This window comes from Spirulina sp. 06S082, from assembly GCF_034932145.1.
Taxonomy (GTDB): domain Bacteria; phylum Cyanobacteriota; class Cyanobacteriia; order Cyanobacteriales; family Spirulinaceae; genus CCY15215.
In genome coordinates this window covers 1-11,843 of the sequence record NZ_JAYGHV010000419.1, presented here as the reverse complement: position 1 = coordinate 11,843, position 11,843 = coordinate 1, and the positions used below count along the sequence as shown (strand labels likewise).

Genomic DNA, 11,843 nt, shown 5'->3' with positions numbered 1-11,843 from the left:
TCAGCTTGATATCCCCATTCCCACCATAGATAATATTACATCTTCACCTAATTTCTCCGATCTTAACCAAATCGAACCCAAGTTGTTTCGACGCGGTAAAATAGGCGGTTGGCAAGATGAAATGCCTCTCGACCTGCATAATTTATTTTGGGAATATCATGGAGAAGCAATGCGAGAAGTGGGTTATTCTCGTCAAAATGAATTGTCAGATATAAACTTAAAACTTGATTTATCTAAGTTTCCCGAAGATATCCAAAAACTAATTAATCAATATGAAAATTTATTAAACCAAAACGAAAAAACAATCCAAGACTTAAAAAAAGAGTTAATCCGCAAAGAAGAAACCATTCAAGATTTAATTGCCTTTCGTCGTTTCTCCTTAAGATACTGGGATTTATACTATCTGCGTCCTTTCCTGAAAAAAACGATTCCTCAACCTCTTATCCGATTAATTAAAGCGCTGAAAAATCAAACCAATAAGTTAACATTAGCGCATCAATATCCTCCCCGCCCTCTCCAAATTCCCAAATCTTACTATTCCCAGAGTTCATCTTTTGATTTGCCTTCTATTTCTTTAGTTACACCTTCCTATAATCACGCTAAGTTTATCGATCGCACTATCACTAGCATCCTAGAACAAAATTATCCTAGCCTAGAATATATCATCCAAGATGGTGCTTCCACCGACGACACGCTGAAAATTCTCGACAAATATTGTTCCCAAACCATACAAATTAAATCCCAAGCAGATACCGGACAAGCTAATGCGATTAATCGCGGATTTTCCCAGACGACTGGAGAAATTATGGCATGGTTAAATTCAGATGATTTACTTTTACCGGGAACACTTTTCTATATTGCGAATTATTTTCACAAACATCCTGATGTTGATGTGGTCTACGGACACCGAATTTTAATCAATGAACAAGATGAAGAAATAGGCCGTTGGGTACTTCCTCCCCATGACAATGATGTATTACTCTGGGCTGATTATATCCCTCAAGAAACCCTTTTTTGGCGAAGAGAATTATGGGAGAAAGTAGGAGGATCTGTAGATGAATCCTTTCGCTTTGCAATGGATTGGGATTTACTGCTACGATTTCAAGCAGTGGGAGCAAAATTTGTTAGACTTCCTCGTTTTTTAGGTGCATTTCGCGTCTATCCTCAGCAAAAAACCCAAGGATGGGAGGCGATCGGTACTGAAGAAATGAATCATCTGCGATCGCGCTGTCACGATCGCACTGTCTCTCAGTTAGAAATCGAGTTAAATATCAAACCCTATCTCAAAAAATCTTGGCTATATTATCAACTAGCACATTGGGGAATTCTCGTCTAGTAAAACCAATTATTTTCCCTAAAAGAGGAAAATGACGATCCTAATACTCTTTTAATTCGTTATGAAGATATCGTTGCTGATGAATTTGCGGTATTTGAAAAAATCATTAACTATTGTCAAATTAATGTCAGTAAGCAGCATATTCACGATGTGGTAAAGTATAATACTTTTGAAGTAGTAACAGGTCGTAAGCAAGGAGAAGAAGATATTACTGCTCATCAACGGAAAGGGATTGTTGGAGACTGGAAAAACTATTTCTCCGATCGCATCAAGGATGAATTTAAAAAACGGTTTGGAAACGTGTTAATTCAAACTGGATACGAACAAGATTTGAATTGGTGAACTATACTCAATTTTTCTGATTATAAATGATTTATCGACAAGATAAGCGACAAAATGGAATACTAGATAAGAGATTTTTGCCGTTGCGAGTCGTTCATTTGAGTGCAAAAGATATGGGTGGAGGTGCGCCCAATGCAACTTATCGCCTACATTCAGAATTAAATCGTTTAGGCTATGACTCGACATTATTTGTATTAGAGAAATTGCGGAATGATTGTTCTTCCGAGACGCTAGGAGATCGCGAAACACAACAGTTTAATCCGACACGGGTAGACAGGGAAAATGCTGCAAATTTTCCCGTGCAAACAAACACAATACATAATACTCTCTTTAGTAGCGATCGCAGCCCCTATACCACGGAACTCTTACAACAACTTCCAGAAGCAGAAATTATTAATCTGCATTGGATTGCGGGGTTTGTTGATTATCAGACCTTTTTCTCTAAAATCCCCACTCTAACTCCTATTATTTGGCGATTGAGCGATGAAAATCCCTTGACGGGAGGGTGTCATGTTGACAACTTTTGCGATCGCTTTACTCAATCTTGTGGAATGTGTCCGCAACTCAATTCAACTCAAGAAAACGATCTATCTCGGCAAATCTGGGAAAGTAAAAAGAAAGCAATCAAAAATGTTGCTCGCGATCGCCTTCACTTCGTCGCACCGAGTCGGTGGATGACCCAAAAACTGAAACAATCTTCTTTATTTCGAGATTATCCCGTGACGACGATTCCGACAGGTATTGATACCGATAACTTTGCACCACGCGATCGCAATTTTGCCCGGGAAGTTTTGGGATTGCCAAAAAATGCCAAAGTTGTTCTTTTTGTGGCAGATTATCTCGCCAATCCAATTAAAAATTTTAATTTATTAAGAGAGGCTCTGAGCAATCTCAGTAGATTACCTAATTTATATCTTCTTTCTTTAGGTCGAGGAAATCCTTCCCTCCCCGTATCCATTCCTCACCGACACTTAGGATTTATTGAAAATGAACGATTGCTGTCCTTGGTTTACAGTGCTGCGGATCTATTTGTTATTTCCTCCAAGCAGGATAATTTCCCCAATGTGGTGTTAGAATCTCTAGCTTGTGGGACTCCAGTAGTAGGAACTAATGTCGGAGGAATCCCCGATCTCGTGCGTCCCAATTTAACCGGATCTTTGGTCTCTCCTGAAAATAGTCAAGAGTTGAGTGGTGCGATCGCATCTCTCCTGAAAGACTCGGACAAACTGGCAGAATTTTCCTCTCATTGCCGACGTATTGCTCTCGCTGAATATACCCTAGAACAACAGGCTCGTCGTTATATTGAGCTTTATCATCAAATGGGGACAGATATTATCACGTTAGGGGATAACTGGTACGATCTGGAAACCTTTGCCGGAGAAACCTTTCGTTGGATCAATAACGACGCAGAAATTAGAATTTATAACCCAACTGGCGATCGCAAAACACTGCGATTATTGTTAGAACCGGGTCCAAGTTTGTGTGAACTTCCCCTCACTCTCCATCTCCAAGACTATCGAGGAAAAACTATCTTGACCCTCTCTACTCACAATCGAGAAACCCTATATATTCAACTCCCTATTATCTCTCGGCGATCGACAACTTTTAAACTTCACTGTCAGCAAGAAAGTAAACCCTTGTCTTCCGACTCGCGAATTTTGAATTTTCGCGTTTTTGATTTAGGATGGAGCAATTAATGGGGAGGTTCTTTTAATGAGTGCGATCGCTTCCAAAACCGCTATCAAATACCATTTAAACACTGATGAGATCGAGCGGTATCGTCAGCAGGGATTTTTAGGACCCTTTACGGCCTTTTCTCAAGAAGAAATGACACCCTATCGCGAAATTATTTGCGATCGCGTCTTAACCACTCCTTCCCCCTTCTCTCCTTATCAGACCCAAATGCGGCATCTGGATAGTCAAACAATCTGGCAATTGTGTTCGACTCCTGCAATTGTCGATCGCTTGGTTTCCCTACACAGTAAGGATCTTGTTGTACGCTATTCCCATCTTTTTGATAAACCCCCCGCAAAACCGGGTCAACCCCAAGAAGAATATCCTTGGCATCAAGATCGCTGGCATTCTCAATTGGAACAGATAGAAAGTCTTGGTGTTTGGCTGGCCATTACCCCAGCAAACCTTGAAAATGGCTGTGTTGATTTAATCCCCGGTACTCACACTCATGCCATCAAAAAGGTACAGAATAATAATGCCAATTTCTCCGGTTGGTTTGGGGGATTATGTGCCGATCCCACGGCTTTTAATGAAGCGGATAAAATTTCAATGGTTCTCCAACCGGGTCAGTTCTTTTTATTCGACGAACGGATCCTACATCACTCTAATCCCAATTATTCTCGAGAGCGTAGAATTGGGTTAACCTTTCGAGCAACATTGCCTTCCGTCAAATTGGAGCGATCGCATCCCGTTATTTTGTTGAGTGGCAGCGATCGCAGTAGCGTCAACCCTTTAATCCCCCCTCCAGAAAGCGATCCACATCCTCTCGAGGCTTCTGCTTTACCCGATGCGGCTCATTTTTCCCTAGAACAAAGGATTTCTGGCATCGGTTGGCATTTAGCGGAACAAGATAATAATATTGGGTTTCGCTGGATGAGTGAGAGGCGATCGTGGCTCGATCTCAGTTGGCAAGAAGAAGGAGAAGGACGATTAACTTGTCAAATTCTACACGCAGTTTCTCCAGAAGTCCTGCAAAGTCTAGAAATTCGAGTCTGCGATCGCCCTGTTTCTCTCTCTTGGTCCCAAAGCGATCGTTTTGTAGTCGTAGAAACATCCGTAACGGCAGAAACTTTGCAACAATATCAAGGAAGAGTACGGGTGAGTTTTCATATTGCTCAAACCTTGCGTTTTTGCGATCTTTATCCCGATAGCAGCAATGATACACGCGAACTCGGGCTGGCGATTCACTCTGTTTCTCTGGTGCGATCGGGTTAGAATTCATCGCCTTTTTCTCTCATCATCTTTTTATTTTCTTAGTGAACCATTTATCTTTTTCTTAGAACATGACTATAGCAACCTCTTCTCCTCAAGAAACTTCTCAGATTGCTTCCGATGATTTTAAATTTTCGATTGTTTTCACCTTATTACTACATCGAGGCTATGCCATTAAAAGCACTAAAGGTTGGACTCGACAAGATTATCCCGACGACCATTACGAAGTTATTGTGGCAGCAAATGGCAAACAACCCGAATTAGAGAAAGAAGTGAAAGAACTTCTACGTCCCTGCGATCGTATGATTTTTGCAGATACTGACAACCACATGGAACTCTACGATCTGGCTGCAAAACAGGCAAAAAATGAAATGCTGGTTTTTACAGAATCTCATGCAAGCGGTGCCCCAACGTGCCTGCAAGAACTGAATCGTTATCTAAAAACTCATGATGAGGTAATTGTAGGCTGTCGAAACAATGGTGAAAACGATAACTATCTCGGTGAATTTATCGATCGTTGGTACGATCAAAATTATCATCCCGAAAAAGTAGAACAATACTGGCATAACATGAATATTCGGGGATTTACGATTCCCAAGCAACTTTATCTGGATTTAGGTGGAATTCCTTTTGAATACGAATCTTATGCTTCTCGAGTCTTCGCTTTAAAAGCATATCAAGCAGGTAATCCTATTGGTTATGCAGAAAAAGCTGATATCTATCACTATAATTCAACGACATTTCTCAAGTCCTTTGAACCTCAAAATAATCATGGTTATAATGAATGTCACTATCGAACCCAGTTCTCTGACGAACATTGTACAAAATATATCGGTCGTTCCATAGAATGGTCAAAACGGGAGACCTATCGACCCGAAAATTCTCGTTATATTTGTAAAATACTACTACAGCAATTGTTCGGAAATCCATTTCAAAATAATCAGAAATTAAGTTATTTTTTACAGCTACAGTTTTTACTCAAATATTTTCCCTATGCTTTAGCAGGTGCTAAGTGGGGCTGTGTTCAATCGCGCTTTAAGATTTCGCTTTTGAGCATTTGGTTAAATATATTTCGAGGCTCTTCCTCAGTCAATTACAACGTCTTTATCAAGATGTGGTGTGACTCTGTCAGCCACGGTCGTCTCCTTTTTATTAGCGAGTATTTGCAGAAAAATAAACCTTCTTTCCCGGAACTATATACCTATAATATTCCCACTCTTGACGAGAATTATCTGATTGGATTTTATCCATTAGAATATTGGCAAGAACAAGATTTTCGCTGGACTGATGCAGTTTCAGTGCTAAAAGTTTCCCTCCCTCCTCAAACCTATAATGTTACGATTCAACTGCTCCCCATTCGACCCGACTATCTCGATCTCAAATTATCTTTATTGTTCAATAATCGCCCTCTAAAAGAGATAAATTATGACTGGGAACAATGGAAAATCACTTTCACGGTAAAGTCAGAATTCTTCGATCCTCAGCAACAAGTTCAAAATTTAGCACTGCTTTGTCAGCCATTTTATCCTAAGCGATCGGGATCCTCCGATCTTCGAGCTTTAGGTTTACCGATTCAATCCATCGATTTTGTTCCCCATCAGTAATTCTAAGGTAAGGAATCAAAATGATTATTTGGATAGCTTCTTACCCGCGATCGGGAAATGGTTTTTTTCGTGTCTTACTTAATCACTTTACATAATTTATTCTGGGAGTATCATGGAGAAGCGATGGGAGAGATTGGTTATTCTCGCAGGGCAAACGCATCAATAGTGAAATAATTTACAATCTCTTATTAGTTGAGCCTGATTAGCTCCAGCCTAAAGAAAACACTCGGAAGTTTAGAATACGTGGATCTGTTGTTAATTCCCGACTCTTATTTTCAATATGTAGTCTAAACTGATTGTTTTGATGCGGAGATATGGAGAGTTGTAGAAAAATAATTGTTCGATACTGAATGAAAATTTTTGTTGCAATACGATCGCGGCGATCGCATAAATATAGTTCGAGAGGTAGATGAATGAGGCTTAGTCCAGGCTCAATATCAAGGCGAAGAGTAGTCCGCAAACCTGTTGGATTCTTGATACTAAATTGAGCGTCATTCGTGACCCATCGAAAAGTTTTCCCCTCATAAGTTTCGAGAGGATGCCAGCCTTCTCCAAGGACGATCGCATCGTGATAATGCTGCTGATAGAGTGCGCTATAGCATTGTGCTTGCTGCTCTAAATTGTATTCTTTGAGGGCAATTTCGCGACAGTTATGCCGCATTTGTTTTAAGTGTTGGGGAGCTTGCAAAAGAGTAGCGATCGCTCTCGATAATGCTTTGCTGGTGGGTTCTGAGGCGAGTAATCCGGTTACATTAGAGCGTACCATTTCCGGAATTCCTCCTGTGGGAAAAGCAGCCACAGGCAGCCCACAGGCGATCGCTTCAAGACAGACATTGGGAAAATTATCTTGCTTGGAGGGCAAAACAAACAAATCTGCGGCACTATAGATGAGGGAGAGAAAACGAGGTTGGTTAATATAGCCAAGATGTAAATAAGGAAGAGAGACAGGTAATTTGTTCGTACCGCGACCGACGGAGAGGAGAAAGATATTTTTAATATTGGGTAATTGTTCGATCGCTTCAATCAGTGCGGGAAAGTTTTTATAGGGATCTTCTAAATAATTGGCTGCAAATAAGAGGACTTTCGCTTCTGGAGGAATGCCTAAAATTTCCCGAGAAAAGGCGCGATCGCGAGGGGCAAATACCTCCAAATCTAAAGCATTAGGAATGACTGTCAGGGGGTATTTTCTTAATAAAGAGGACTCTTTAACCCGATCGGCCAGCCATTGACTGGGAGTGACAATGTGAAGGCGATCGCGATCCACTTTTTTGAGAGTCTGATGCTTGCGTTGCCAGATTTCCCGAGAGAGATCGCTTTCTTGAGTTGACCCTAGTTGCGGACAGGCTCCACAAGCAACGGTGAAGCGATCGCACCCCACATTCCCATGACATCCTCCGGTAAAGGGATTCGTATCGTGTAGCGTCCAGACAATGGGAGCAACGGGGGCTAAATTGCTCAAAAAGTGGGCATAGTCCACAAATCCAGCTACCCAGTGCAAATGTACAATATCTGCATCGGGAAGTTGATGCAAAATCTCAGATTGATAAGGACTGCGATCGTCCGTGAAAAAATAACCCCCAACCGTTGGAATGGGATTTAATTCTTGAAACTGTGCAGGGTGAAAGGCGATCGTATTGGGGTCGTCTGAAACGCGATCGCAAACAAATAAAGAGGATGAATATCCTGCACGCTGTAAGCCTTGATGGAGACGAGATGTTGCTAATGCTGCTCCTCCTTTGCGATCGGACTGACTCAGATGGACAACGCGAGGTAACACACCACTTTTTTCTTTTAACTGTTGTTGATAGATCAAGAAATGCTTTTCCTATCTTAAAAAGTGAAATATGTATTCTTTTATGCTACAGGCAATAGTTCTTGCAATTGCTCGGCAAATTCATCACCATTACAATCACGAATGCCAATACGTGGGAGTTGATAGCGATCGCAACTTCCCTCAACAAGCTCTGGAGAGGTCGTAACGGCACAGTTAAATCCCATTTCCCGCACCAGTTCAACGGTCTGGGATGTATAACTAACTTGAGGTGTACCAAAGGGATAAGAAAAACTGTTCACCGAATGCCCTAAAATTGTTTCTAAAGTTGTTTTACTGCGTTCGATTTCTACTTGTTGGGCTGCGATCGGTAAATTAGCAAGAACGGGATGGGTCATGGTATGGGCTCCCACTTCAATTAATCCCTCTTCTGCCAATTGTACTATTTCTTCCTTTATCATAGGTCGATGAGTGAGGCGAGCTATTGTTCCTTGTCCGCTCTTTTCTTGTAACTTTTGTAAGGTTGCCGCGATTTCTGCCCCTGATAATCCAAAAAGTTGCTGATGTAATGCTCGATAAATCAGGTGACGTGGGGTTGGATTCGTTGCTTGTAAGACATTCCAATGGCGATCGCGATCGTATTCTTCTTGATGATAAGTTGCCACATTTTCTAAATTCCACTCCTGAAATCGATCTGCAACTTTTAAAGAAAGAGTTTGAGGGAGGGTATTGGGTTGTAAGAATATTCGTTCTAATTCGTCCCACCAAAACTCTTGTTCCTGTTCCGTGTAACCGGTACTGATAAAGATTGTAGCCGGAATATCTGCTTGTGCTAACAACGGTTTGGCATGAGTTAAATTGTCACTATAGCCGTCATCAAAGGTAATGACAACAGCACGAGGAGGAAGATTTCCCGATCGCAAAGCATCTACAAGCTGTTGCAAACTTAAAGGGTGTGTATATTGCCGTAATACCTCCAGATGTTCGGCAAAATGAGCAGGGGATACAGACAACAACTGAGGATCGGCGGGTAGTTTTGCGATCCGATGGTAGAGTAGAATTAGCGCTGCGTTTGTGTTTTCTTTTCTAAACCAGCGAACTGCACGATTGCCGAGATTGAATAGTTTTTGCATTATTATTTGATGGCTCGTACTGTAATCAATAATTGGTAATCGGGATCGCGATAGTTTAACTCCGATTGCTTTAATTCATGGGCAGCTAAACCCTGCAAAAAAGCACAAGCTGTCAGTACATTACCATAAGTTTCAACAGTGACGCGATCGCGCCCAAAAACATCGCCAAAAAGTCGTTGTGCGGATGCGTCGGTAAAACGCCAATAATCTCCCCATCGATCCATATCATAGCGGCTGATTTGACTAATTCCCGGAAAAGTTACTAATAATACTCCACCCGGTTTGAGGGCATGGTAACAATTGGCGATCGCGCTCTGTATATCATAAATTACTAGCAGAGTTTGAGTTAAAATCATACAATCAAATGTGTCTTTGAGCAACCCTTCTCCCGTTACTAAGTCTCCCACGACTGTAGCGCTAGGATTGTCTATTTCCGCGTGTAAAACATGACTTTGGGAGACGCGATCGCTGCCAAATTTACGAGTATAAACGGGTTCTTCAATTTCTAAAACTACACCTTGAATATCTTTGGTATGGTTTTGCAGAAAGGCTTCAATGTAAAAGCGATCGATGGGCATTCCTCGATCTAACCCGAAAACACGGCTAACTGGGGTTAGTCGTCGCATATTGCCCCACTGAATATTTTTCTCAGTCATCAAATTCACTATTACTATTCACCCTAGCAAAGTTTACTGGCAAAAAACAGCTATAAACTCTTTATACATAAAGATTGGCGAGTTTGCTGGTGCGATGTTTTCCCGATAGTCCTTAACTAATGATACTTTTTGCATCATATCAATAAGCGATCGCACAATATATAGTGAAAAACTAAATTTACTGCTAAAATAACTCGATAGTGAGATCGTCTTATGATACGATCTCGCAAATTGTAGGGCGTATCGAGTTATCATCATGTCAAAGACAAATGTTCTCAGTTTCTCACAAGAACAAGGGTTTACGATTATCGAACTATTAGTTGTGGTCGTTATTATTGGTCTTTTGGCAGCGATCGCCGCACCATCTTGGTTAAGTTACACAAATCGTACTCGTCTTAATAAATCCCAGAGTCAAATTTATCGGGCGTTGATGGCAGCGAAAAGTAATGCGACTCGGGATAAAATAACATGGCAAGCGAGTATCCGAGACAATGGCGATCGCGTACAATGGGTTATTCATCCCGCCGATGATAGCGATTTTATACCCCCTTCGATTTGGAATAATGATGGATTATGGCAAGATTTAGAATCAGGAGTACAGGTTGACTCAGAAAAGAATGATCGCGGAGATAAAGAGACAACTTTTCACAAAGATGATACCGAACAATTATGGCGGGTTCAATTTAATCATTATGGTTGTGCGGTTTATAATCCTGGAGATGAGTGCGGAAAAACTTCGCTAAATGCAAAAGGTCGAATTGCTCTCAAATCTTCTAATGGTGGAAATCTACAACGGTGCGTGATTATTTCGACGATTTTGGGGGCGATGCGACGAGGGAAAGAGAATGTAAAACCCGATGATGATAAATATTGCTATTAGCCAATTATGCTAACTTTCCTTGCAAGGGAGATGATAGGATAGTCAAAGGTTTTTATTGAATTTTTGTGACTGCTATTAAACCCACATCCGAAGCGCGATCGCAACTTCCCAACTTATCGGAAACTGGCGATCGCCATAACCTGCAAAAATCATCTTGGCGATCGAGTGCATTTTGGGGAACATTTAGCACGACATTTGTAACAATTTGTCTAGCAGAAATGGGCGATAAAACCCAACTTGCGACCTTGTTAATTGTAGCCGAATCTCAGTCCCCTTGGGTTGTCTTTGCGGGTGCCGCGATCGCCCTCATTACAACCAGTTTAATCGGCGTTTTACTGGGTTGGTGGCTCTCTAAGCGTATCAGTCCCAAAGCAATGGATTTAGCTGCCGCCGCTATTTTGCTGTTTGTTGCGATTCTTTTACTTTGGGATGTTGTGCAAGTTTAAAAATTGATCTAAAAATTAATAATTGAAAGAATGGATTGGCAATTATTTGGCTTGAGTTTTATCACTGTATTTTTTGCAGAAATTGGCGATAAGAGTCAGTTAGCGGCGATCGCCCTCAGTGGCAGTTCCTCCTCGCCTCGGGCGGTATTTTTAGGGACCGTAACAGCATTAGTTTTAGCCAGTTTTCTCGGGGTTTTAGTGGGTGCAGGTGTCGCACAAATTTTACCAACGCGATTATTAAAAGCTGGTGCCGCGATCGGCTTTGTTTTGCTGGCTTTACGACTCGTCTGGACAGAAAAAGAAACATAAAACAGAAAATCGCGATCGCTAATTTAGCGATCTTCCTTCTTTTCTCTCTCCGGCCAAAAGTCTTCACTCAGAATTTCCTCCAAGGAAAAAGGACAAACTTCAGGAAATTGTTCATCAGGTAAATCTGTTTCAGCGATCGCCAGATCTCGCGCTTCCGACCAACTTTCCTGCATGGCTTCATCTAACCGAGATTTTAAACCTGGATTGCGTCGCAGTAGTTTGGCGATCGCCGTTCTTTGTACGCGAATAGTGGCTCGCCAACTGTTAGTCTGTTTCCAATGTTGAATTTGCCATTTCAGTAAATGGGCAATTAATTGCATCAGACGAGATTCCAATTGATCGTAATGGCGGTTTCCCAAATCTTCCAACTCCTCGATGAGATGAGACAAATCTAAGCGATCGAATTGACCTTGACGCAAA

11 protein-coding genes and 1 pseudogene are annotated in these 11,843 nt (G+C 41.4%); 8 read left to right on the top strand and 4 right to left on the bottom strand.

Annotated elements, in window-relative coordinates; translation table 11 throughout:
• From VB714_RS25510 to VB714_RS25490, 5 genes and pseudogenes are all read left to right on the top strand, one after another.
• A partial coding sequence (locus VB714_RS25510) for a glycosyltransferase family 2 protein (protein ID WP_323227923.1) occupies nucleotides 1–1,336 on the top strand: 1,336 nt, incomplete at its 5' end.
• A gap of 42 nt (nucleotides 1,337–1,378) precedes the next feature.
• Nucleotides 1,379–1,678, top strand: a pseudogene (locus VB714_RS25505) (sulfotransferase domain-containing protein); the annotation flags it as partial.
• Nucleotides 1,679–1,704: 26 nt separating this feature from the next.
• Nucleotides 1,705–3,375, top strand: coding sequence for a glycosyltransferase (locus tag VB714_RS25500; RefSeq protein ID WP_323227922.1), 1,671 nt, complete (start codon nucleotides 1,705–1,707; stop codon nucleotides 3,373–3,375).
• A gap of 16 nt (nucleotides 3,376–3,391) precedes the next feature.
• The gene (locus VB714_RS25495; protein ID WP_323227921.1) at nucleotides 3,392–4,627 is read left to right on the top strand and encodes a phytanoyl-CoA dioxygenase family protein; all 1,236 of its coding nucleotides are present in this window, start codon (nucleotides 3,392–3,394) and stop codon (nucleotides 4,625–4,627) included.
• Nucleotides 4,628–4,695: 68 nt separating this feature from the next.
• Nucleotides 4,696–6,228 (top strand): hypothetical protein, encoded by a 1,533-nt coding sequence (locus VB714_RS25490; RefSeq protein ID WP_323227919.1) that lies wholly within the window; start codon nucleotides 4,696–4,698, stop codon nucleotides 6,226–6,228.
• A gap of 202 nt (nucleotides 6,229–6,430) precedes the next feature.
• Here VB714_RS25490 and VB714_RS25485 read toward each other — a convergent pair whose 3' ends face one another.
• Genes VB714_RS25485 through VB714_RS25475 form a run of 3 tightly spaced genes read right to left on the bottom strand, consistent with a single transcriptional unit; the run spans nucleotide 6,431 to nucleotide 9,788 of the window.
• A complete protein-coding gene (locus VB714_RS25485; RefSeq protein ID WP_323227917.1) occupies nucleotides 6,431–8,041 on the bottom strand; it encodes a glycosyltransferase family 4 protein in 1,611 nt (536 codons plus the stop codon).
• A gap of 41 nt (nucleotides 8,042–8,082) precedes the next feature.
• A complete protein-coding gene (locus VB714_RS25480) occupies nucleotides 8,083–9,132 on the bottom strand; it encodes a polysaccharide deacetylase family protein (RefSeq protein WP_323227916.1) in 1,050 nt (349 codons plus the stop codon).
• Between the two features lie 2 nt (nucleotides 9,133–9,134).
• Nucleotides 9,135–9,788, bottom strand: a complete 654-nt coding sequence (locus VB714_RS25475; protein ID WP_323227925.1) for a methyltransferase domain-containing protein — start codon at nucleotides 9,786–9,788, stop codon at nucleotides 9,135–9,137.
• 256 nt (nucleotides 9,789–10,044) lie between these two features.
• Here VB714_RS25475 and VB714_RS25470 point away from each other — a divergent pair, with 256 nt between their 5' ends.
• The 3 genes from VB714_RS25470 (at nucleotide 10,045) to VB714_RS25460 (ending at nucleotide 11,423) form a co-directional block, all read left to right on the top strand.
• Nucleotides 10,045–10,668, top strand: a complete 624-nt coding sequence (locus VB714_RS25470; RefSeq protein ID WP_323227914.1) for a type II secretion system protein — start codon at nucleotides 10,045–10,047, stop codon at nucleotides 10,666–10,668.
• A 65-nt stretch (nucleotides 10,669–10,733) separates the two neighbouring features.
• Nucleotides 10,734–11,114, top strand: a complete 381-nt coding sequence (locus tag VB714_RS25465) for a TMEM165/GDT1 family protein (RefSeq protein WP_323227913.1) — start codon at nucleotides 10,734–10,736, stop codon at nucleotides 11,112–11,114.
• A gap of 30 nt (nucleotides 11,115–11,144) precedes the next feature.
• A complete protein-coding gene (locus tag VB714_RS25460; RefSeq protein ID WP_323227912.1) occupies nucleotides 11,145–11,423 on the top strand; it encodes a TMEM165/GDT1 family protein in 279 nt (92 codons plus the stop codon).
• Between the two features lie 23 nt (nucleotides 11,424–11,446).
• On the opposite strand, the gene VB714_RS25455 is transcribed toward VB714_RS25460, so the two are convergent.
• Nucleotides 11,447–11,842 carry a DUF29 domain-containing protein gene (locus tag VB714_RS25455; RefSeq protein ID WP_416309795.1) on the bottom strand — a complete coding sequence of 132 codons (396 nt, stop codon included), beginning with the start codon at nucleotides 11,840–11,842 and terminating at the stop codon, nucleotides 11,447–11,449.
• Between the last annotated feature and the right edge of the window lies 1 nt (nucleotide 11,843).